The organism is Yersinia kristensenii, from assembly GCF_900460525.1.
In the GTDB taxonomy this organism is placed as follows: Bacteria; Pseudomonadota; Gammaproteobacteria; order Enterobacterales; family Enterobacteriaceae; genus Yersinia; species Yersinia kristensenii.
Genome location: NZ_UHIY01000001.1, coordinates 3,069,328 through 3,091,089, shown reverse-complemented (window position 1 = coordinate 3,091,089; position 21,762 = coordinate 3,069,328). Strand labels below are relative to the sequence as shown.

Here is a 21,762-nt window from a genome sequence, read left to right as displayed (position 1 = left end):
AATAACTGAGTGAGTTAATTAGCCCAATCTGGGCGTCCGCGCCATAAAATCAAGCGTATGCGCCCAATCCACCACACCGGCATCCGACCCCAAGCCGGTCGCCACTAATCCCGCCACTGCCGAGCCAAGCTCACAAGACTGTTCCAGTGACCTCCCTTTGGCGAGTCCAGCAATAAACCCGCCGCAATAACTGTCGCCACAGCCGGTCGTGTCCGACACTGCCACCTGATAGGCTGGCACACGGAAGTTATGCTGCGGACTTATCACATAAGACCCGTGCGCCCCCGCTTTAAAAATACAGGTTCCCACGCCCAGATCGAGGAAAAACTGGGCAATATCCTGCGGATTATCCAGACCAGAAAGAAAAGCGGCCTCCTCTAATGTCGGCATAAAATAATCAATGTTAGCCAGCATCGGTTTTAACAATGTGAGCGTTTGTGAGTTGGGGGCAATGAGATCAAAACTGGTGATGACTCCTTGGCTTTTAGCATGCTGCAAGAGCCGCGCACTTTGCCCCTGATCCATGGCTGCCAGTAACCCACTACCACCATGATGCAAAAACCGGGTGTTGCACACCGCATCAAAATCAGCGTCTTCAACATACCAATGATCAGAAGCCCCGCGGCAATGCAATGCAGGCCGCTCGCCATCAGGCCGAATGGTCAAGATAGTGGCTGAGGTTTCTGCTTGCGCGGTGCGCTGGATAAGCGAACTATCAATCCCCAGCTTATGATAAACACTCAGAATGAAATCGGCTTTCTCATCCTCGCCCAAACACGCGGAAGTGGCGGTATGAATCCCCAGTTTGGCGGCATTCATCGCCGCGCCACTGGCGGTTCCCGCTGGATTAAGGCGGATTTGGTCGATAAAATGCACCCCACCCTTTTCCGGAATACCGCTCACCGGACGCCCGGCAATATCTAAAATGGTCAGACCCACAAACACGGCATCAAACTGACTCACTGCATTTCCTTATTCATATGCTAGCGCACGCTGGGAGCGCTTAAGGTTGCGCTGGATAAATGATAGCGCCAAAGCTGCCACCAAAATAATGCCCGTCAAAGCATCTTTAACAATAAAATCAAGCCCTAACAGATTCAAACCATTCGCGACCATTCCCAAAAATAACACTCCGACCAACGTGCCCGGTACATTCGGCCGCCCCTGAGCATGAAAAGCGGTGCCAATAAAGACCGCCGCGATAGCATCCAGCAAATAAGCCTGCCCCGCCAATGGCGTGAACTGACGCAAGTTTGCCGACAAAATGACGCCGCCCAATGCACAAGTCACCGAGGTAATCATTAATGTCCAGAACAGATAGCGCTTAACACGAATACCGGCCGCATTAGCCGCCTGACTATTCAAGCCCAGAGCATGAATCCGCTTACCCAATATAGTGCGTTCAAAAAAGATAAAATAGAGCAGAAATAGCCCGCCGGCAAAAATCACGGGCAAAGGAATATTCGCCCATGACCCCACCGCCAGATAGTGATATTCCTGCGCCATACGCCGGAAAGCAATGGGGCCACCGCCATCGGTATAAATCCGTTCCACACTACTGCCAATAAAATAAGTGCCCAAGGTGGCGAGAAAAGGCCGGACATTGCACCAGACAATCAAGAAAGCATTCAATAAGCCGATTAATGCGCCACCTGCCAATGCCGCCAATATCGCCACTTGCCAAGGCAATTGGTATTGTTTGAGGGCAATAAGTGCAAAAGCGGCACCAAAATCCAGTGCTACCCCGACGGAAAGATCTATCCCGCCAGTGGTGACTACCAGGGTCATCGCCAGCGCCACAATCAGTAAAATGGCATTGCCTTGCAGTAAGTTTTGTAGATTAGCCAGTGAGAAAAAAGCATTGGTTTTCAAAGAGAAAAAAACAAAAAATGCCGCTAATATTAAAACAAACCCATATTGAATCAGTAAATACTTCAGGGCCGGTAAAACTCGCTCACGATAGTGAATATTGACATTTTTCATCAGTAACGCCCCCGGGACTTCAATGCAGAGGTCGCCAGTACCAGCAATATCAGCGCGCCTTTTATTGCGCCAACCCAAAAAATATCAACACGCAATAATGCCAATCCATTTGATAATGCATTGACCAATAACGCGCCGAGCAATGCACCGCCAATGGTGACGACCCGGCGGCGTGAAAATGCAGAGCCGATGAATGTCGCGAGAACCATTTCCAGCAATAATGACTCTTCCGTCCCTGGTGAACTTCCGGAACCCCGAGCCACCAGCGCTAATGCCGCTAACACCGCCGTCAGCGCAGCCAGTAAATAGGATTGCGCCACCAGCCGTTTGACTGACAAGCCCGACATCTCTGCCGCTTCGCGATTTCCGCCACTCGCCTGTAAATGTAACCCCCAGCGGGTGCGGTACAGCACAAAAAGCAATACCGCAAAAATAATCAGCATAAACCAAACTGCAGCGGGCAATCCCCAATAGCGATTATCACGAAAAGCCACAATCGCACTATCCGCCACACTGATGCGTCGCTGCTGAGTTATCAAGTTAGTGATGCCGATAAAAGCAACTGATGTCGCCAATGTCGCCAATAATGGGGGTAACTTCACCCAAACCACCAACACAGCATTGACCGCGCCGGCCAACAATGACGCGCCAATCGCCCATATCGCGATAGTCAAATATCCCGCACCTTGGTGGGTCAGCCCCTCACTGATGATGGCTGCGCCCAAAACAGCAATCGCGGGTAGCGAAATATCAATGCCTCCCGAAACGACATCATCACCACCGCCGGTAACCACGCAAACCAACCCCAAACAGAGAATAGCCAACGGCACGGTTTGTCGCAGAATGGTGGTAATATTTTGCCAGCCGAGAAAATAAGGCGCTTGCACACAAAGGAAAAGTAATAAGGCGGCGAATAACAATATCGGGATGTTATCAACTAATTGCCGTTGGTTCGGCAGGAAACTTTTGCCGCCATGCGGCTTTTTTTTCAATTGGCTGTGACTGAGTTGGCTCATATCCGTGCCTCCCATTCTGCCGGTTGTGGCGGTAATTGTGTGCTACCGGTGGTTAGTGCCAGCAACACTTCCAACGTCAGATTTTGTGTGGAAACTTCCGCCACCAACTCACCCCGTAACATCACTAAAATGCGGTCACATAACCCGATAAGCTCACTGGCATCACTGGAGGAAACCAACGCACTTTTACCGCTGCTCACCAATGACTCCACCAATTGATAAATCTCCGCTCTCGCCCCCATATCCACCCCCAGTGTGGGTTCATCCAAAATAAACAGGTTGGCGTCCGTCGCTAGCCAGCGGGCCAAAATCACTTTCTGTTGATTGCCGCCGCTGAGGAAACGAACGGGTTGACGAAGATTATTGGGCCGAATACGCAGGCGATTTGCCAACGCCTTGGCGCGCGCCAAGGCTTTACCGCGTTGTTCCCAGCCCGCCCATGCCACTTTGGATAATGACGCCAAATTAATGTTATCGGTTACGGGCATTTCCAGCACCAATCCCTGATGGCGTCTATCTCGCGGCACCAGCACGATACCCTGCGCAATGGCCTGTGCTGGAGAGAGGATCGAGGCCGACTGGCCATTGATGGTGATACTGCCGCCGCTGGGCCGTTGCAGGCCATAGAGAGTGTCAATCAGCGCGTCTCGCCCTGACCCCAATAAACCGGCAATACCAACAATTTCGCCTTCAGCAATCTGAAAGCTGAGTGGGGAAAATGCGCGGTTAAGCCGCAGTTGATTAACTTCAAGCCGCGGTTTTAATGCCGTTTTAGGCTGTCGCGGTGCAAACAGCGCCTCGAGATCCCGGCCAATCATCAAACGAATTAATTGTGGAATATCCTGTTGGGTTACGGCAGATAAAGTGTCAACTTCTTTGCCATTGCGAAATACGGTGACGCGGTCGCATAACACCGTTATTTCTGACAGATAGTGAGAGATATAAATAATGGCGATGCCACGGGATTTTAATTCGCTAATGGCGGCAAACACCCGCTGCGCCTCACTGGCTTCCAGCGGGGCTGTCGGCTCATCAAATACCACCAACCGCGCCTGCCCATCAATCAACGCCCGGGCAATTTGCACCAACTTGCGTTCGGCAATACTCAGCGCACTAATTAAAGTATTGCCATCTATCTCGGTATTCAGAATTTGTCTGAAGAATTGCTCCGTTTTTTGCCGCATCGCGTGTTTGTCTAAACCCAGCCAACGGTGACGTAACTCTTGCCCCATAAAGACCGACTCAGTCACAGTAAAGTGCGGAATGAGGTGCAATTCTTGATGAATAAAGCGAATGCCACTGGCATGAACAGTTGTGGCGGTGACGGGATTAAGACGTTTATTATCAACGATTATTTCGCCGCTATCCGCGTGATAAACTCCCGCCAGGATCTTGATTAAGGTGGATTTTCCCGCGCCATTTTCGCCAATAAGGCCGTGAGCTTCTCCCGGCTGAATGCGAAATGTGGCTCCATCCAGCGCGACAGTTCCCGGAAATGACTTTCTAATATGGTTCATTTCAAGGCCACCCACCGCGTGGGTGCCTGAATAAGCAGAATATGTCATGGTGTTATTTCAAATCACCGTAACCAAGCTGCTTGTAGACTGCTTTCGCCTCTTCTGGCCCGTTGACCGGCAGCACTGGGACGAAGGTTTGTGGCAACAATTTTTCACCGGCAAAGTAGCGGGCTACGTTATCGGCAGAAGTTTTACCAATCAGATTAGGTTGTTGCGCGACATTGGCAACCAGTGGGCTGTCTTTCTCTGCCATGATTTCCAGTGTTTCTGGCCCGGCATCAATCGCGGTCACTTTGACATCACCAGCACGTCCGCTCTCTTCCAAAGCCTGCACAATACCAATGGCGGGCTGATCCCAACAGGCGACATGTATAGCATCCAAAGTGCCTTTCGGATGTTGACTCAATAATTCCAGTGTCTTTTTCCGGGCATCTTCCGGTGAGTTAGCATATTGTTCCGCCAGTTCCGGCTGAATAATTTTGATGCCAGGATAATCCTGTAATACATATTTCCACAGATCGTAGCGAATACCGCAAATACGCAATGAATTAGAGAAAGCATTAAATACCGCTATATTGCCTTTCCCCCCTAAAGCATCGGCGGTATAACGGCCAATGGTGCTACCGATGGTGTAATTATCAGAGGTGGTGTTATTGATTGAATAAGGTGACACATGGTCGACAGTAAATACCGGAATACCTGCCGCCTGTAACGCTTTAAATTTAGGCTCAACCGCACTGTCACCCAAAATACTGATAACGGCATCGACTTTGCGTGCCAGCAAAATATCATGATTATCGGCATGCACTTGATTATCCCGCCCGCCGTCCACCGCAACCAATTTCCCCCCCAGCTTTTCGACCTCACTGGATGCCCCTTTAAAGGCTTCGCGATCCCAGAAATGCTGCGTGCCAACCACCGCGACGCCAATGGTTTTCCCTTGAAGGGAGAGTGCTTCAGTTTGTGCCTGAACACTGCCCGTTAATAAAATTAACCCTGAAAAACCCGCCGCTATCGCGGTATTAAGCGTTTTCTTCTTTGCCATTTTGTTATTATCCTTTTATTCACTGCTTGTTATTTGCCACTCAATCCCCTGATAAAGCCTCTAGAAATTAACAACGCCCTCAGGTAAAACGAAATAACAAAAGTGATAAAAGAAAGTTAAAAAATGGGATTGTATTTTACAATCAATTAACCAGACTTGGGTGAATTAGCCCACAGCAATCACCCGACATCCACTCGCGTACCCAATCGCCGTGCCAGCCCTTTCGCGCCTTCGCGCATAACACTGTTATGGTTCCAGCGAAAAAGCGGTGCCGCTATCGGGGCCAAGTGATTCATCCAGCGCGTATTGGTGCGGATGTGCCAGTCGTAACGAACAATTGTGTCAGTACCATCATAAAATAATGACCACAACCCGATGCCCTCGACCTCGCCACTGGCTTGCCCCTCCAACAAGTGCAAGGGGTTAATTGTTATCACATGAATATCAAAGGTTATTCGGTATGGAAGTACACCTTTCCAGGTATAACGATGCAATGCGCCGATACCATTAAGATCGCCCTTTTCAATCTCGACAACCTGCTCCAGACTTTTCCACCAACTCGGCCACAAATCAGGATGACAAAGAATATCCCATACGGCCTGTAGCGGGGCCTTAACACGCCAGAGGGTCGAAAACCGGTACTCAGCCATGCTGTCAGACTCCGTATTAAGGGGTAAAGAAATGCTCAGGAAAGTGCAGGTTGATTATCATGGCATCCATTACTACGGTTTCCAGTTGATGCCCATCAGCGCCATAACTCACGACTTTGACAGGGAAATTTTGACTCTTTTCCAACCAAACATCATAGCGATGCACATTATCCACCGTGACACCCACCGGGCCGGTTACAGAAAGATGCAATACCGGCTGCTGTGCTAACACTTCGTCACCGAGAATAGCCGTCTCACCGCTTTGTTGTAGGCTGCGGATATGGCTGAGCAATGTCCCCATATCTGATTGATCCACGCGGTGCCCATTCTTATCACGTATCAAACTATTGGTCGGCGACAGACTCAGCACCGGTAAACTATTTACTCCAAATGGCCATAATCGCACTTTGCCACTGCTTGGGTCATAGACCAGCGCCGCGCCATTATGGGGTTCGGTGAAGTCCATGCGCACATATCCCGGCTTACGGTAACTGTAACGAATCACGGTTAAATCGCCCTGTACCGACCGGGAATGCACGCTAACCTGATAGGATTCAATTTGCTCAAAATGGTGCAGAGCCGCGCTAATGGGGTCATTTCCGCCAGTATTGATTAGTGGGGTGGATATCATGGAGGCATTATAAATTTGATGTGTGGCCGTCGTTGCATAGACAACACTCGGCGACATAAAGACTGCCGCCAGTAGAGTGAGTGAACCGGTTAAGCTGCAAATAGTCTTCTCCTTGGGGCAAGTCATTCAAGCCCATGATTAACTATAGGCCTAAATATCAGTAAGTAATTATCAGCAAGCAATGAGCAAGACGGATGTATTATTTATCGTCTTGCTTTGCCAACTTACTGTGATAAAGATCGCTGAATTTTTTTTCTATAAGTGCTTGAATAATGAAAGAGCATAAGGGGTTTTGCCCTATCAGAAAGCGGATTTTCTCACCCGTTTGTGAGCTAGCCCTTTCAAGTGCTCGGGTATCTCTTCATGAAACGGTTGCGTTCATGCCACTTTTTACGGCATGTTTACAACAACACTTCCCTGCTTTAGACGTTCGAATTATCACTTTGTGAGCAACCTGATGATTAAGTGGCTGTGGAAAGCAAATCAACCGCAAGCGGAGCTGCTTGCACAGTGGCGTGAAGCGCTGAATATTCCTCTATTAGCCCCTTTGAATGAAGAGGAGCAACAGCGGCTGGTTTCTGTCGCCAGCCATTTGTTGCAACAAAAACGCCTGCTACCGCTGCAAGGGTTGGTATTAACGCCGTTGATGCAGGCTCGCCTAACACTATTATTCGCTCTGCCAGTGATGGAGTTAGGGGCTAAATGGCTGGATGGCTTCCATGAAGTGCTTATTTATCCGTCCCCTTTTGTGGTTGATGACGACTGGCAAGATGATGCGGGCTTGGTTCACACCGGGCAAACAGTGCAGTCCGGTCAGAGTTGGGAACAGGGGCCTATCGTCCTGAATTGGCAAGATATTCAGGATTCTTTTGATTTATCAGGTTTTAATCTGGTTATTCATGAGGCTGCCCATAAACTGGATATGCGCAATGGCGGTCATTCAAATGGCGTGCCGCCGATTGCCATGCGTGACGTTGCGGCATGGGAGTATGACCTGCATCAGGCAATGGACAACATTCAAGATGAGATAGATATGGTGGGTGTCGACGCAGCCAGTATGGATGCATACGCCGCCAGTGATCCTGCTGAATGTTTTGCGGTGTTATCCGAATATTTTTTCAGTGCGCCCGAGCTATTGGAAAACCGTTTCCCAGCGGTTTATCAGCATTTCTGTACTTTTTATCGTCAAGATCCGCTGGCCAGACTAAAACGCTGGGAAAACGAGAATCAAAACGCTGAGATTTTGCATCCACTGAATTAGTGATTGGCTCAATGCCTTAAACCATAAAGGCATAAAAACGGTGAAATCGTCTTATTTAGTCGTTATCGCTCTCTGTCTTGCTCATATGCTGAGCAGTCGAGCCAAATGTACTAATTTAGCGTTGACAGTATCGGGTATGCTAGATATCATGCGCCCCGTTCACACGATTCCTCTGTAGTTCAGTCGGTAGAACGGCGGACTGTTAATCCGTATGTCACTGGTTCGAGTCCAGTCAGAGGAGCCAAATTAGAGAAGCCCGCTTAGGAAACTAAGCGGGCTTTTTGCTCTATGCTTGCTGGTGGGCAGTGACCATGATTGGCGGCCAGATTCGCCAGTCGGCTGAAAGTTCGTTATTATCCCCCACCTATTCTCCCTTCGGGCAGCCTGATGTCTACCATTTACGATACCTTTATTGCCCCGCCGTGCCATGACAAGATAGAGACTCTCTATCAGGACGATCATCTGGTGCTTATCAATAAACCTGCTGGGCTGCTCAGTCTCTCGGGGAAAAACCCGCAAAATCTCGACTCGGTGCATCATCGACTGGTACAAATATTCCCCGGCTGCACCCTAGTTCACCGCCTTGATTTCGGGACTTCCGGGCTGATGGTGATTGCTCGGAATAAGACTATTAATGCTGCCCTCTGCCAACAGTTCAGTCAGCGCACCGTGACCAAAGTGTACAGCGCACTGCTCTGTGGACATCTGGGCAACAATGAAGGAGTGATAGACGCGGCGATAGCCAAAGACCCTGCGCTGTTCCCGCTGATGTCGATTTGCCCAATCAACGGCAAGCCCGCCCGTTCCCACTATCAGGTCATTGAGCGCTTTTATCACAAGTTGGCAGACCAGAAGCTACTGCCATTGACGCGGGTACAGCTCACCCCGGAGACCGGGCGTACCCATCAACTGCGCATCCACTGCCAGCAGTTGGGCCACCCTATTTGGGGCTGCGACTTGTATGGCGGCCGCCTGCTACCCGGCACCGAACAGACACCCCGGCTGATGCTGCATGCCAGTGAGCTACATTTTGTTCATCCCATCAGCAATGAGTGGATCAAAGCCCGTAATACCTGCCCGTTCTAAAGCAAAAATCTCTATCACTATGCCGCCATGAAGAGGCCTTGAGTATTGCCATAATTTTCTTTAGAGAAACCCATCTTTAAGAAAACTTAAGCAGGCTTTTTGCTTTCGGTGCCCATTATCCGCTGCGGCGCACCTTTAGCTGAGGTGCTAATGGAGTGACTGGCTGAATATCTGGTTCTCCCTGCCAGGCGGCTTGCGGGATATCATTACCGCCAATAATATCGGCTGTTTATGACTCATTTGCAGCGGAAAACTCAATCCCACAAGCGGCCTTTTGCCTCCATCTAATTGATGACTTTGTTATTTTATTGGGGAGTATTACAGCGCATAAAAAATCAATGCAGCAATGCCACCAAATAAAATCCATTTGATAAGATAATAAATTGTGCGGTTCCAGGCTTTTAAACGTTTACCCACCTTCCGTACCGCATAGATATATTTGAACGCGCGGTTGACACCACCGGTTCTATCCCCTTCTTCATTGGGAGCCGTGGCGGCACTCATTAAGTTACGGCCCAACCAATGGTTAATCCATTGTGCCCAGCGATAGCGCATCGGGCGTTCAATATCGCAAAATAAAATGAGCCGGTTTTGTCCACTCTGATTTTCGGCATAGTGAATATAGGTTTCATCAAATAATATTCCTTCACCATCACGCCAGCTATAAGTGGTGCCATCGACATCAATAAAGCAGCGGTCATCATTCGGCGTTATTAGGCCAAGGTGATAACGCAAAGAGCCCGCATAAGGATCGCGGTGGCGAGGTAAACGGCTGCCGTCGGGCAACTCAGCAAACATCGCCGCTTTCACCGACGGCAATCCTTGTAATAAGGTGGTGGTGTATGGGCACAATGTCATGGCTGATGGGTGGCTGTCTTCATACCATTTTAAGTAAAAGCGCTTCCAACCCGTTTTAAAAAAAGAATTAAAACCGGCATCATTATATTTGTCCGATGCTTTGATTTGCTGGATTTCCATTAACGCCTGACCTTCTTCCCTAATTTTTAACCAGTTATCTCGCAACACAGTCAGTTCGGGGAAAAGATCCTGCTTTAAATAGGGCGTGGTGGGGACGCGGGAGAATAAATACATGAAGACATTGATTGGCGAAACGAATGTCGAATGGTCTGAGAGCTGACGCCAGAATCTATAACGCACTTTCCCACGAAAATGCACATAGGCTACACACAAGATGAAGGCCAATAGCACTATATATTTCATGATGTCCTATCAATAAATATTTTTTGGTAGCTAAATATTTAGTCTATTCCTATTAAACTTTCCAATTAAAAATTATTTAAAATAATGACAAGGGCCGATGGTATAAAAATCAGTAAGCAATAAGTGTTTGTATATCGCTATCATTTAATGTGAAACAGCCAGTAAAACAGCGCCCTGCGGGAAAATCTCCACTTAACTCCCGTAATAATTGTAATTCAAAACGCCCCGTGTCCAGCGAGTAACTCAGCAACTTTGCTTCAAGAAAATCAAAATACCGTCCAAGCTGTGGGTATATCGCTTTAAATAAGCTTTCTTTCGCGGAAAAAGCCAATGTTAGCACGTGGTTAAAAGGTAATGGGCCATCTTGAAAATGCTGATATTCCTCTTCATTGAGAATACCCGGCCACACATTGGCGGCTCTTTCAACAGGAATTAAGCTTTCGATATCCACACCAATACCATGCAAGCGGCGGGAGGATTCTAAAGGCTCAGCAGCGGATGTTATTATTTGTGCGGTGCACAAAGCGCGTTGATTATTATGACTGATGCTGCCAATCAAACCGGTTGGCCACAGTGGCGCGCGATCGATACCATTCGCCAGCGGATAATCGCGTACTTCCAACATATTCAGAACTTGTCTGGCAACAAAACGCCCGGCCAGATATTCGGCACGCCGTTTAGCAACCGCTTTCTGTAAACTGCCTGGAAACGCGATGCCATATACGGCAAACAGCTCATCCCGATATTCATTCACATCAAAATCACATTTAGCCAAAAGCCCGTGAAACAAGGGTTGGTCATTCAGACCGGCGGCAGGTAATGCAGCAAAAGTAAAATTACGGATAAATACCGGCGTCACACGTTATCCTAATCATCTTAATTAATGGCGTTTTATAGTAGTAGTTAACCTCCCTTGCCACAACATCAGAACCCGCCATTTGAACTAAAACGTTATCCACTTCAAGTTGCACCTCATTTATAACCCGATAAATCATATCTCTCACCACGCGTTCGATTGATTAAAAGTCAATATGAAATGATACTTCACAATTATTGGAACGCAGTTCCTGTCATTTCTTTTTCTGTGACACTGGTCAATTTAAAAGCAAATGTAAACAGCTAGCTTTATCACCTTGGGGATAAAGGAATGGCCCTTTTATATCACTATTCCATTATTAGAAATGACCTATTTTTCTCTGTTAATTTAATGACTTCTGGAGACCACTGAATGAAATTCTCTATGAAATTTCCTAAGCCGCTGCCAACACTCTGTCTGGCTATTTCAGCTATTTTATTTAGCCAAATAGCGGCTGCTCAACAAATTAAAGCTGCCGATGTTCATCCTAAAGATTATCCCAATGTTGTCGCGGTTAAAAATATGGGTGACAAACTAAAGACTGCGACTGACGGGCGATTGGAAATTAAAACTTTCCCTGGCGGGGTATTGGGTGATGAAAAACAAATGATAGAACAAGCCCAAATGGGGGCTATTGATATTATTCGTGTTTCCATGACCCCGGTGGCATCAATTTTACCGGAGATCAGTGTCTTTACTCTGCCCTATATGTTCCGTGATGAAGATCACTTGCATAAAGTGATTGATGGGAAAATTGGTCAGGAAATTGGCGATAAAATCACTAATAATAAAAACTCAAAATTAGTCTTCCTCGGTTGGATGGATGCAGGCACCCGTAATCTGATAACCAAACAGCCCGTCATTAAATCGGAAGATCTAAAAGGCATGAAAATCCGAGTACAGGGCAGCCCGATTGCACTGGCAACACTAAAAGCGATGGGGGCCAATTCACTCAGTATGGGCGTCAGTGAAGTGTTCAGCGGGATGCAAACTGGGGTTATTGATGGCACCGAAAATAACGAGCCAACTTTTGTCGCACATAACTATCTGCCAGTGGTTAAAAACTATACTTTAAGCGGCCATTTTATTATTCCCGAATTGTTCCTTTATTCTAAAACCAAGTGGGATAAATTATCTCCAGAAGATCAACAAACCATTCTGAAATTGGCAAAAGAAGCACAGGCGGAACAGCGGGTATTATGGCAAGCCTATGTGCAGCAATCTCATGACAAAATGAAAGCTGGCGGCGTGCAATATCATGAAATCGATCATGACTATTATTATCAAGCCACTCAGCCAGTACGTGATGAATTTGGTAAAGATTATCAGGATCTTATTCAGCAAATCAGCGCGGTCAAATAACATTCATTTTGGCGGTGTTAATTTTTTAATGCCATCGATATATACCCAAAATCCTTGGTGTTGCCGCAAGGCGACTAACACCGCGGCAACACCAAGGTCGAAGGGTAATCTGAGGTCTCCACTATGGCTCGCTCTTATCTATCAACGATGGATGCTTTATATCGCCTGTCAATCTGGGTGGCGGGTATTGCATTAATTATTATGGTTGCAGTTATTCCTGTTGGGATATTCACCCGTTATGTCCTAAACGATGGTTTATCCTGGCCCGAACCCGTGGCTATTTTATGCATGGTGACATTTACCTTTGTGGGTGCTGCGGCCAGTTATCGTTCGGGTTCGCATATTGCCGTCAGTATGGTCACCGACCGGCTCTCTGAAACGGGTAAAAAAGTCTGCCTAATATTAGTGGATTTGCTAATGATATTAATCAGCCTGTTTATTCTGGTTTACAGCTTTATTCTGTGTAGCGAACTGTGGTCACAGCCAGTGGCGGAGTTCCCATTACTGACTGCCGGACAAACTTATATTCCTCTGCCGATAGGTTCCACAATTACCCTGTTGTTTATTATCGAGCGCTTGTTCTTCGGCTCGCAGACCCACCGCCCGATAGTCATGATTGGCAATTCATAATTTGGGGAACTTTGCCTTATGGACGCATTTATTTTAGTTTTTACCCTGGCAATTTTGTTGGCTATTGGCGTGCCGGTGGCTTATGCCGTCGGTTTGAGTGCGATTGCTGGCGCATTTTGGATTGATTTACCGCTGGAGGCGGTAATGATTCAAATAACCAGCGGCGTAAACAAATTCTCATTATTGGCTATTCCCTTCTTTATTCTGGCCGGTGCCATTATGGCTGAGGGAGGAATTGCGCGGCGACTGGTGAGTTTCGCCTATATTTTCGTCGGGTTTATTCGTGGCGGCCTGTCGCTGGTGAATATCGTCGCCTCGACTTTTTTCGGTGCTATTTCAGGGTCGTCCGTGGCGGATACCGCCTCTATTGGCTCGGTGATGATCCCGGAAATGGACAAAAAAGGTTACCCACGAGACTTTGCGGCAGCGGTTACCGCCAGTGGTTCGGTTCAGGCAATATTGACACCGCCTAGCCATAATTCAGTGATTTATTCATTAGCCACCGGCGGTACTGTCTCTATTGCGGCACTGTTTATTGCTGGGATCTTGCCGGGCCTGCTGCTCAGTTTCACCCTAATGTTGATGTGTGTCGGCTTTGCTTATAAGCGGGGTTACCCCAAAGGTGAGCGGGTGCCGTTCCGTCAGGCGCTTAAAATTTTTGTCGATACATTATGGGGGCTGATGACGGTGGTCATCATCATGGGCGGGATTCTTTCTGGCGTGTTTACTGCCACTGAATCCGCCGCTATTGCCTGTTTGTGGTCGTTTTTCGTCACCATGTTTATCTATCGTGATTACAAATGGTCAGAGTTACCCAAGCTGATGTATCGCACAGTAAAAACCGTCACTATCGTGATGATTTTGATAGGCTTTGCCGCCAGCTTTGGCGCTATCATGACCTATATGCAATTACCCGAACGTATCACTGAGTTCTTTACCTCGGTTTCAGATAATAAATACGTCATTTTAATGTGTATCAATATCATGTTGCTGTTGATTGGCACTTTGATGGACATGGCCCCGCTGATTTTGATACTGACGCCCGTGCTGATGCCGGTGACCAATTCATTGGGCATTGACCCGGTGCACTTCGGGATGATCATGCTGATAAATTTGGGAATTGGCCTGATTACACCGCCGGTGGGGTCGGTGCTGTTTGTTGCCAGTGCAGTGAGTAAACAGAAAATTGAGCAGGTGGTAAAAGCGATGTTGCCGTTCTATGGCGCACTGCTGTTGGTGCTGATGCTAGTGACTTATATTCCGGCAATATCGCTGTGGTTGCCAAGAGTCTTTGGTGTTTACACCGGCTAACACATCAACTCGCTATCTATCATAAATATGTCGGGCCGCTGACTGGCCCGACATACAGAAATACTTCTAAATCAATACCATAAGCTCATAATTGGCCAGCCCACCAGCAGCAACATGGTAATGTAGAACACCCCCATGATCCCGCCCAGTCGCCAGTAATCTTTGGATTTCACATAGCCGCAGCCGTAGATAATGACTCCAGGGCCAGTAGCATACGGGGTCAGAACCCCCATGATCCCGATAGACAACACCAGCAGCATGGATAAATGCTCCATGGGTACCCCACTCAACCCTTTACCAACAGCCAGAATCACCGGCAACATGGTGGCGGTATGAGCAGACAAACTCGCGAACAGGTAATGAGAGAAATAGAACACCAGCACCAATGCCACTACCGTCATATTCGGTGAGAAGCCATCAAGATGGGTGCTCATGGTGTTGGCGAACCAATCAATAAAGCCGGAGCGGGTCAGGCCGTTGGCCATCACCACCAATGTCGCCAGATTGACCAAGGTATTCCAGGCGCTGGAGTATTTGGTGATGTCCTTCCACGACACCACATGCAGTGCCAGCATCAAAGATACCGCCAGCAGACCCACGGCGGTGGCATCAATAAATTTACCGCCAAATACCCACAAACACAGACTCAACAGCACCAAACCAATCAGAGTCATCTCTTTGCGGGTCAGCGCCCCCATTTCACTTAGCGCTGTTTGTGCCCAAGCCGCCACTTCATCACTTTTGGTCACGCCGGGCTTATACAGCACGTAAGAGAGCCACGGTGCGACGATCAGTAAAATTAACCCGACGGGCAGGAATGCCAGGAACCACTGCATCCAGCCGATATGAACACCGGCAATTTTATTCACAAACTCAATACCCAGCACATTAGGTGCTGCGCCAGTGACAAACATGGAGGAGCTGATGCTGGTACCAATGACCATCATCCACATCAGATAGCCGCCGATCCGCCGTGACGAAGGGTCATGCGGATAGGAGTCAAACAATGGCGGCAAGTTTTTCACCACCGGGAACACCGTACCGCCGGTTCGGGCCGTATTCGAAGGGGTAAAAGGTGCTAATAGAATATCAATGATAACAATGGCATAACCTAGTGTCAGTGTGCGCTTGCCCATGAACTTCACCATGAACAAGGCAATCCGCCGCCCCAACCCGGTGGCTTCATAGCCCAGTGCAAAGATAAATGCCCCGAATACCAACCAGACGGTGGTACTGGAGAACCCTGCCAGCCCCCACTTCAATGATTCTTTACCGCCATTAAAGCTGGCATCCGCCACTTCAGCGGGACTAAATAGCACCCAGTCAGCACTCAGCACGCAAATGGTCACCGCAATAAAGCTGATGGCGGTGGCCGGAATCGGCTCTAAAATCATCCCGACAATCATGGCGACAAAAATCGCAAAATAGCGCCAGGCTTGAGGTGGCATACCTTCTGGGGTAGGTATCAACAGCAGAACGGCTAACACCACAAAAGGCGCGAGCGCTTTCCATAATTTCTCTTGCGACTTCAACATAGAGAGACTCCTGTAGCGGTTACTGATCCAATAGCGGTGAGTGGTTCAATAACAACGTTATTATTTTTGTGAGGGAGATGATGGGGGAATTGCGCCAGAAACCAGGTCAGGATCAGCAGGTCAGCACTGCCGCCAGGGCTAAGGTTGCGGGCGATACATTGGGCGTCAAACGTTCGCAGCCTCAATTGGCTAACCGGGTCGCCCACTCCTGCCGCTGAGAGTGAGGCCAGTAGCTCTTCCGCCTGTTGTTGCAGCCATTGCAGCCCCGCCATACCGCCACGAGAGACCACATTGGTATCGCGATTAACGGACATCAAAATCAGCAAGGTGTGCAATAAGGCATGGTCAGGTTGCGCCCCGTCCGCAAGTAAGCGCCGGTACGCGGGTAAAGCATGGGTTAATACGGTTGCAAAGCCGGATTCCGCTTCACCACGCGCACCCGTCAAACCCTGTTGATAAAACAGGCGCTGCCCGGCGGTTTGTTGTGGATTTGATTGGCGCAGTTCGCGCTCAGTCAGCCCACAGCATAAGCTGGCGACCTCCTGACATAGCGTTTCCGCACTTATCAGGGCCGCACGCGCTTTCAACCGCCCCAGCGCACAGCAAATGAGCCCCAGAGAGAAAACGCTGCCTTTATGGGTATTGACCCCTCCGGTGGCTAAAAACATGCTGTTTTCACACGCCAACCCTAAGGGCCGCAGGTTGGTCAGGGCCGTCTGCCCGTGCAAGTGGCTGTGGCGGATGCCGTGCTCAATAAAACGCGGTAGCCACGGCGCAATAGCATCAGCGCTGTGATAAAAATCTTGCAGCGTCATGTCCTGATGGGCACCACAATTAACACGATCGACTAAACCGGGCTTAGGTGTCAGATTGACTTCAGCTAACATCGCCTGATAAGCCAAAGCGCCATACTTTTCGCTAAAGTCACCGTCAGCCCAAACAACCGGCGACGAAACCGCCATGTTGTCAGTGCGTTGCAGTTGTGGCATTGAGCATCAACTCCATCTGGGCCAATAATTCGTCAAGCGTATGTGTCTGCGCTCGGGCGCAAACATTGGCTGGGCGATGGCATAGCAAGCAGCGGCGTGGAGCTAAGCCCACATCACGGCGCGACAAAATTCGCCCCGAAACATCCAGCACATCGATATCCCATAACCGGCCCTGCGGATGCTTTAACTCGAGTAATAGCGCGGCGTCTTTGACTTGCTCGGCGGGTAAATCAACCGCGATCAAGCCCTCACAACCGGTCGGCAGGGGGAAAACCTCTTGCTGCAATATCGGCCAACATTGTTGTTGGCCGAGTGCCGTGATCGCCTGCCACGCTAGTGAAAATAGCTTTCGCGTCAATGGGTTATCTTTGACCGCTCCCGGTGCCACCAATGTCAGTGAAATTAATGTGACGGGGTAGCGGGTCTGCCAGGCTTGTTGTCGGCTCTGGCGGGACTCACGACTGGTCAGCAATTCAGGTAAACTAATGGGCCGGTTAGCCGCTAAAGCGGGAGAAAGTGTATTCATCGTCTACTCCTGTATCTGATGAACAACATCAATCACCGAACCGTCGCGATAGCGCACCACCGCTACCACCCGGTCAGTGAATTTGATCGGTTGCGGTTCGCCGGTCAAAATCAGCGCGCGCTGATAGAGCCAGTCGATGGCCACTACCGGTAACCCCGCTTGCTGCAAACGTTCCGCCAGTTCTGGTCGTGCCGGATTCACCGCAATACCGTGATCGGTCACTAAAATGTCCACACTGGAGCCTGGCGTTACGCAGGTGGTCACTGCCTTGACCAAAGTAGGAATACGCCCGCGCACCAATGGCGCGACAATGATTGACAGCCGGGCAGCCACCGCCGTATCACAATGGCCACCAGATGCCCCACGCAACACACCATCGGAACCGGTCAGCACATTGACGTTAAAACCGGTGTCAATTTCCAGCGCACTGAGCACCACCACATCCAGCCGATCGACTGACGCGCCTTTCGAGCTGAAATTCGCATATTGGTTAGCACTGATTTCGATATGACGCGGGTTACGCGCCAACGAAGAAGCCGCTTGTTTATCAAAACTTTGCACATCCAGCAGTTTGGTAATCAGCCCTTTTTCGTGCAAATCCACCATGGTTGAGGTGATGCCACCGAGTGCAAAGCCGGCAGTGATATTGCGGCGTAGCATTTTGTCCTCAAGGAAGCGAGTGACCGCCAGTGATGCCCCGCCGGTACCGGTCTGCAAAGAGAAACCTTCGACAAAATAGCCCGAGCCAGCAATCACCTCGGCGGCACGGCGAGCAATCAGTAATTCGCGGGGATTAGAGGTCATTCGGGTGCTATCAGCACCAATTTTGTCGGCATCTCCCACTTGCTCAACCTGAACAATTAAATCCACTTGATCCTGGGTAATGCTGGCCGGATGATGCGGATAGGCCACCAGCGCTTCGGTCAGCAGCACCACACAATCAGCATATTCGGCATCAACACGGGCGTAACCCAAGGAGCCACAACAGGCATTGCCACTGAAACCATTGGTATTACCGAATTCATCACAGGCCGGTACCCCAATAAAGGCGACATCAATGCTCAGCTCGCCGGACTCAATCAAACTCACGCGGCCACCGTGGGAGTGAACTTGCACCGGTTTAGCTAATAACCCACGGGATATCTCCTCCGCCAGTGGCCCGCGCAGGCCCGAGGTATAGATTTCGCTGACCACACCATTACGGATATGCTCAACCAGCGGCGAATGGCACTCACTCAGGGAACTGGAAGCCAAACGCAAGTTTTTGAACCCCATGCCGGCAATGGCATTCATCACCAGATTTAAGGTCAAATCACCCGCGCGGAAAGCATGGTGGAAAGAAATGGTCATGCCGTCTTGCAACCCGCTGCGGCGGATGACATTTTCCAATGAATCACACATCTTGACATTGCGCGGTTTCTGCGCCTGTAAATTCGCTTTAGAGGTGTTTTGATACAAGTGATATGTCGGGCTGTTATCCTGGCAGTGACTTAAGCTTTCAACTCGTTGTTGCCTATTCATTTGTTATTCCTCACGCAGGCCGCTGACCGCACGTTGCAAAACCAACCGCGCCCGTTCAATCACCGGGCTGTCCACCATCTTGCCGTTCAGAGAAACTACACCGCGCCCTTCCGCTTCGGCCGCAGCCGCGGCATCGACCACCGCCTGCGCATGGCGGACTTCTTTCTCGGTTGGGGCATAAAGGTTGTGCAATAGCTCGATTTGGCGGGGGTTTATCAATGACTTGCCATCAAAACCCAATTGTTTGATAAGCGCCGCTTCCTGCAAGAAACCAGCTTCGTTATTGGCATCGGAATACACGGTGTCAAAAGCCTGAATCCCGACGGCACGGGCGGCCTGCAAAATTGAACAGCGGGCAAACAGCAGCTCAATACCTTCGGGAGAGCGCTCGGTGCGCAAGTTGCGGACATAATCCTCAGCCCCCAGCGCAATGCCCATTAAGCGCGGTGACGCCTGTGCAATAGCCAGCGCCTGAGTGATACCCTGCGCCGATTCAATCGCCGCCAATAGGCCGGTGCTGCCCACTTCGCGGCCACATTCCGACTCAATACGGCTGATTTCGCGCGCCATATCTTCGACATCTTTTGCATTATCAGTTTTCGGCAAGCGCACAATATCCGCGCCCCCGCGCACCACGGCGTCTAAATCAGCCAGGCCATAAGCTGAGTCCAATGCATTGACCCGCACAATGGTTTCTACATCTTGATAAAGCGGATGTTGCAAGGCGTGATAGACCAAACGACGAGCGGCATCTTTTTCGCGCAGAATAACCGAGTCTTCGAGGTCAAACATCAGTGCATCTGCCTGATAAATAAAGGCATTACTGACCATGGCGGCATTGGCACCGGGCACAAATAACATGCTGCGGCGCATTCTGTTTCTCATTTCAGGTTTCATCAATGCGCTCTCCATGGCAGAATTTTTTCATCGCAGGCTCTCAGCAATGCGGTTTCCAGCCGTGCCTGCAAAACGCAATCCAGTGCGCCTTTGTCATCAATAATCAGTTGCACCCCGGTCACCCGATACTGTTCCAGCAACGCCAATACGCTGTAGCGAATGGCGTCACCGAACTGTTTGTCTACACTGCTATGTATTTGCAGATCTATTTCGGGGGGGGTTAATGGCGCGATGCGCACCATAACGTCGCTCGACTCCAATGTTCCGGCGACGGCCTCTCTCATAATTTTCATGTTTCACCTGATTAACTTGTCTTCAAATTCGTGGTATCTGACTTATCTGCCAGTCCCTATCTTTGTGCCCTGCTTTAATCGGCTGCTTTATAATCAGCTATCGTTAATCCGTTAAAGCGGGGCTTAACTCTTTACTAACGTGGCACTTTTCTCTGGGCTAGTTGCCTTTTTCGCGCGCTGAGCCAGCAAACGTTGTAAGTAATGGCAGGTGGCGGTGGGGACTAATTTGCGAATAGTTTCGCCGTCTCCCTGTGCCAGTAATTTGCGCACCCATGAGGCGGAAATAGCGGTGTTGTGATATTTAAGGCGCTCAATTTCCACCAGCGAAATCGGGGGGAATGGCAATGATGGCGTTTCCAGCCACAAGCCCATGTCGTGGTTATATTTGGCGGTGACAGTACAAAACGGTTCCGTACCGACAAAGCGGTGAGTAACACCCAGTGCCGGGGCCAGGTATTGGCGGAATATTTTCAGATCGATTTCGGTATAACAGTCATCCGCGACACCTTGGTCTTTAATGAAATAACAAGGAAAAGTCGCGCGGGAAATCATATATTCCGAGCCGGGGTGTACAGTAAGATTGGCAATATCTTGTGTGCCTTCGAGCACTAATTGCAGCCGGTCTTCATACGGAAAACGCGAATTATCTTCTTTCACCAAAAACAGATGTAGCCAATCACACTGAGCGGCAGCCTGTCGCACCAAATATTGATGCCCACGAGTAAAGGGGTTGGCATTCATGACGATGCTGCCGATTTTCTGCCCTGGCTGGCGTAATTGACTTAATTGTTTAGCGTAGCGCGACAAACGGCAGTCGCTATTCTCCATCAGCACCACAATACCGGGGACACTGGCAATAGGATAAAAACCACAAGCTTTAAATAAGCTCTCGTTTTTAGTTTTGGTATAAATAAACAAATGGCTGTGATGGCGCTCATAGGCCAGATTTACCAGCTCTGTTGCCAGTGTCAGCGCCAACCCTTCGCCCCTCACCTGCTCGCTGATGGCCACACATTTGATAATATTGCCGGCAATACCACCACAGGCCACCAGCTTTTCATTACGGCTTACGGTAATAAACACCTCAACGGTGGTGTCTATATTCAGATCATTCGCACGTAAGAAGCGTGTTATTTCTGCAATCTGCTGATGGTCTGAACGATTAACTCGACTAAATACCGTATCCATAATTCACTCTCTACCATAACGTTTACATAACAAATAAAAAACAAGTTTATTCATTTGCAATAAAATAAATAAAAATTAAATTTTAAATAAAAAATTCACACAAAAACAACAAGATAAAATAATTTTACTTGGGTTTATTTTTAATTTTAATTAATTCGTGAGCACATGCTAAACATAAAAACAGCGTGGTTAATTGACCTATTTCACATATAAGAGAGTAAATATAAGTTATTTAATGGTTTTA

At 49.0% G+C, this 21,762-nt stretch carries 21 protein-coding genes and 1 tRNA gene; 6 read left to right on the top strand and 16 right to left on the bottom strand.

The annotated features are described in order from the left end of the window. Positions 1 to 18: 18 nt before the first annotated feature. The 7 genes from DX162_RS14090 to DX162_RS14060 form a co-directional block, all read right to left on the bottom strand. Positions 19 to 963 carry a carbohydrate kinase family protein gene (locus DX162_RS14090; RefSeq protein WP_004391207.1) on the bottom strand — a complete coding sequence of 315 codons (945 nt, stop codon included), beginning with the start codon at positions 961 to 963 and terminating at the stop codon, positions 19 to 21. A gap of 9 nt (positions 964 to 972) precedes the next feature. Beyond that, positions 973 to 1,983 carry an ABC transporter permease gene (locus tag DX162_RS14085; protein WP_098080812.1) on the bottom strand — a complete coding sequence of 337 codons (1,011 nt, stop codon included), beginning with the start codon at positions 1,981 to 1,983 and terminating at the stop codon, positions 973 to 975. Next, positions 1,983 to 2,999, bottom strand: a complete 1,017-nt coding sequence (locus tag DX162_RS14080; RefSeq protein ID WP_032820100.1) for an ABC transporter permease — start codon at positions 2,997 to 2,999, stop codon at positions 1,983 to 1,985. The genes DX162_RS14085 and DX162_RS14080 overlap by 1 nt, the downstream gene beginning before the upstream one ends. Then, positions 2,996 to 4,564: a sugar ABC transporter ATP-binding protein gene (locus tag DX162_RS14075; protein WP_004391204.1), complete on the bottom strand. Its 1,569-nt coding sequence runs from the start codon at positions 4,562 to 4,564 to the stop codon at positions 2,996 to 2,998. Before DX162_RS14075 ends, DX162_RS14080 begins: the two co-directional genes overlap by 4 nt. 4 nt (positions 4,565 to 4,568) lie before the next feature. After that, positions 4,569 to 5,561 carry a sugar ABC transporter substrate-binding protein gene (locus DX162_RS14070; protein ID WP_004391203.1) on the bottom strand — a complete coding sequence of 331 codons (993 nt, stop codon included), beginning with the start codon at positions 5,559 to 5,561 and terminating at the stop codon, positions 4,569 to 4,571. Positions 5,562 to 5,740: 179 nt separating this feature from the next. Beyond that, positions 5,741 to 6,211: an SRPBCC family protein gene (locus DX162_RS14065; RefSeq protein WP_004391202.1), complete on the bottom strand. Its 471-nt coding sequence runs from the start codon at positions 6,209 to 6,211 to the stop codon at positions 5,741 to 5,743. Between the two features lie 16 nt (positions 6,212 to 6,227). Then, positions 6,228 to 6,968, bottom strand: coding sequence for a hypothetical protein (locus DX162_RS14060; RefSeq protein ID WP_004391201.1), 741 nt, complete (start codon positions 6,966 to 6,968; stop codon positions 6,228 to 6,230). A 331-nt stretch (positions 6,969 to 7,299) separates the two neighbouring features. Between DX162_RS14060 and mtfA the strand changes: the two genes are divergently transcribed. The 3 genes from mtfA to DX162_RS14045 all read left to right on the top strand — a co-directional run bounded on the left by mtfA (position 7,300) and on the right by DX162_RS14045 (position 9,189). Further along, the gene (mtfA, locus tag DX162_RS14055; RefSeq protein ID WP_032820099.1) at positions 7,300 to 8,103 is read left to right on the top strand and encodes a DgsA anti-repressor MtfA; all 804 of its coding nucleotides are present in this window, start codon (positions 7,300 to 7,302) and stop codon (positions 8,101 to 8,103) included. A 168-nt stretch (positions 8,104 to 8,271) separates the two neighbouring features. Continuing rightward, positions 8,272 to 8,347, top strand: a tRNA-Asn gene (locus tag DX162_RS14050). A gap of 143 nt (positions 8,348 to 8,490) precedes the next feature. Next, positions 8,491 to 9,189: an RluA family pseudouridine synthase gene (locus DX162_RS14045; protein ID WP_032820098.1), complete on the top strand. Its 699-nt coding sequence runs from the start codon at positions 8,491 to 8,493 to the stop codon at positions 9,187 to 9,189. A gap of 318 nt (positions 9,190 to 9,507) precedes the next feature. Here DX162_RS14045 and lpxO read toward each other — a convergent pair whose 3' ends face one another. Continuing rightward, positions 9,508 to 10,410, bottom strand: coding sequence for a lipid A hydroxylase LpxO (gene lpxO / locus DX162_RS14040; protein WP_032820097.1), 903 nt, complete (start codon positions 10,408 to 10,410; stop codon positions 9,508 to 9,510). A gap of 109 nt (positions 10,411 to 10,519) precedes the next feature. Next, a complete protein-coding gene (locus tag DX162_RS14035) occupies positions 10,520 to 11,269 on the bottom strand; it encodes a 4'-phosphopantetheinyl transferase family protein (RefSeq protein ID WP_004391196.1) in 750 nt (249 codons plus the stop codon). 381 nt (positions 11,270 to 11,650) lie between these two features. Here DX162_RS14035 and DX162_RS14030 point away from each other — a divergent pair, with 381 nt between their 5' ends. From DX162_RS14030 to DX162_RS14020, 3 genes are all read left to right on the top strand, one after another. Continuing rightward, complete coding sequence (locus DX162_RS14030; RefSeq protein WP_032820118.1) at positions 11,651 to 12,628, top strand: TRAP transporter substrate-binding protein; 978 nt, start codon at positions 11,651 to 11,653, stop codon at positions 12,626 to 12,628. Positions 12,629 to 12,751: 123 nt separating this feature from the next. After that, the gene (locus DX162_RS14025) at positions 12,752 to 13,258 is read left to right on the top strand and encodes a TRAP transporter small permease (protein ID WP_032820096.1); all 507 of its coding nucleotides are present in this window, start codon (positions 12,752 to 12,754) and stop codon (positions 13,256 to 13,258) included. An 18-nt stretch (positions 13,259 to 13,276) separates the two neighbouring features. Further along, entirely contained in the window at positions 13,277 to 14,569 is a 1,293-nt protein-coding gene (locus DX162_RS14020) for a TRAP transporter large permease (RefSeq protein ID WP_004391193.1), read from the top strand. Between the two features lie 71 nt (positions 14,570 to 14,640). Here DX162_RS14020 and DX162_RS14015 read toward each other — a convergent pair whose 3' ends face one another. From DX162_RS14015 to citC, 7 genes are all read right to left on the bottom strand, one after another. Further along, positions 14,641 to 16,104, bottom strand: a complete 1,464-nt coding sequence (locus DX162_RS14015; RefSeq protein ID WP_032820095.1) for an anion permease — start codon at positions 16,102 to 16,104, stop codon at positions 14,641 to 14,643. Beyond that, positions 16,098 to 17,093, bottom strand: coding sequence for a triphosphoribosyl-dephospho-CoA synthase CitG (gene citG, locus DX162_RS14010; RefSeq protein WP_032820093.1), 996 nt, complete (start codon positions 17,091 to 17,093; stop codon positions 16,098 to 16,100). The genes DX162_RS14015 and citG overlap by 7 nt, the downstream gene beginning before the upstream one ends. Further along, positions 17,071 to 17,619 carry a citrate lyase holo-[acyl-carrier protein] synthase gene (citX, locus tag DX162_RS14005; RefSeq protein ID WP_004391190.1) on the bottom strand — a complete coding sequence of 183 codons (549 nt, stop codon included), beginning with the start codon at positions 17,617 to 17,619 and terminating at the stop codon, positions 17,071 to 17,073. Before citX ends, citG begins: the two co-directional genes overlap by 23 nt. A gap of 3 nt (positions 17,620 to 17,622) precedes the next feature. Then, a complete protein-coding gene (gene citF / locus DX162_RS14000) occupies positions 17,623 to 19,140 on the bottom strand; it encodes a citrate lyase subunit alpha (RefSeq protein ID WP_004391189.1) in 1,518 nt (505 codons plus the stop codon). A 3-nt stretch (positions 19,141 to 19,143) separates the two neighbouring features. Beyond that, entirely contained in the window at positions 19,144 to 20,037 is an 894-nt protein-coding gene (locus DX162_RS13995; RefSeq protein WP_004391188.1) for an aldolase/citrate lyase family protein, read from the bottom strand. Then, positions 20,037 to 20,330 (bottom strand): citrate lyase acyl carrier protein, encoded by a 294-nt coding sequence (gene citD / locus DX162_RS13990; RefSeq protein WP_032820092.1) that lies wholly within the window; start codon positions 20,328 to 20,330, stop codon positions 20,037 to 20,039. The genes DX162_RS13995 and citD overlap by 1 nt, the downstream gene beginning before the upstream one ends. A 123-nt stretch (positions 20,331 to 20,453) precedes the next feature. Beyond that, a complete protein-coding gene (gene citC / locus DX162_RS13985) occupies positions 20,454 to 21,518 on the bottom strand; it encodes a [citrate (pro-3S)-lyase] ligase (RefSeq protein ID WP_004391187.1) in 1,065 nt (354 codons plus the stop codon). Between the last annotated feature and the right edge of the window lie 244 nt (positions 21,519 to 21,762).

Coding starts and splice junctions, on each gene's coding strand:
- DX162_RS14085 (WP_098080812.1), bottom strand. CDS start 1,983: ATGAAAAATGTCAATATTCACTATCGTGAGCGAGTTTTACCGGCCCTG.
- DX162_RS14080 (WP_032820100.1), bottom strand. CDS start 2,999: ATGAGCCAACTCAGTCACAGCCAATTGAAAAAAAAGCCGCATGGCGGC.
- DX162_RS14075 (WP_004391204.1), bottom strand. CDS start 4,564: ATGACATATTCTGCTTATTCAGGCACCCACGCGGTGGGTGGCCTTGAA.
- DX162_RS14070 (WP_004391203.1), bottom strand. CDS start 5,561: ATGGCAAAGAAGAAAACGCTTAATACCGCGATAGCGGCGGGTTTTTCA.
- DX162_RS14065 (WP_004391202.1), bottom strand. CDS start 6,211: ATGGCTGAGTACCGGTTTTCGACCCTCTGGCGTGTTAAGGCCCCGCTA.
- DX162_RS14060 (WP_004391201.1), bottom strand. CDS start 6,968: ATGACTTGCCCCAAGGAGAAGACTATTTGCAGCTTAACCGGTTCACTC.
- mtfA (WP_032820099.1), top strand. CDS start 7,300: ATGATTAAGTGGCTGTGGAAAGCAAATCAACCGCAAGCGGAGCTGCTT.
- DX162_RS14045 (WP_032820098.1), top strand. CDS start 8,491: ATGTCTACCATTTACGATACCTTTATTGCCCCGCCGTGCCATGACAAG.
- lpxO (WP_032820097.1), bottom strand. CDS start 10,410: ATGAAATATATAGTGCTATTGGCCTTCATCTTGTGTGTAGCCTATGTG.
- DX162_RS14030 (WP_032820118.1), top strand. CDS start 11,651: ATGAAATTTCCTAAGCCGCTGCCAACACTCTGTCTGGCTATTTCAGCT.
- DX162_RS14025 (WP_032820096.1), top strand. CDS start 12,752: ATGGCTCGCTCTTATCTATCAACGATGGATGCTTTATATCGCCTGTCA.
- DX162_RS14020 (WP_004391193.1), top strand. CDS start 13,277: ATGGACGCATTTATTTTAGTTTTTACCCTGGCAATTTTGTTGGCTATT.
- DX162_RS14015 (WP_032820095.1), bottom strand. CDS start 16,104: ATGTTGAAGTCGCAAGAGAAATTATGGAAAGCGCTCGCGCCTTTTGTG.
- citG (WP_032820093.1), bottom strand. CDS start 17,093: ATGCCACAACTGCAACGCACTGACAACATGGCGGTTTCGTCGCCGGTT.
- citX (WP_004391190.1), bottom strand. CDS start 17,619: ATGAATACACTTTCTCCCGCTTTAGCGGCTAACCGGCCCATTAGTTTA.
- citF (WP_004391189.1), bottom strand. CDS start 19,140: ATGAATAGGCAACAACGAGTTGAAAGCTTAAGTCACTGCCAGGATAAC.
- DX162_RS13995 (WP_004391188.1), bottom strand. CDS start 20,037: ATGAAACCTGAAATGAGAAACAGAATGCGCCGCAGCATGTTATTTGTG.
- citD (WP_032820092.1), bottom strand. CDS start 20,330: ATGAAAATTATGAGAGAGGCCGTCGCCGGAACATTGGAGTCGAGCGAC.
- citC (WP_004391187.1), bottom strand. CDS start 21,518: ATGGATACGGTATTTAGTCGAGTTAATCGTTCAGACCATCAGCAGATT.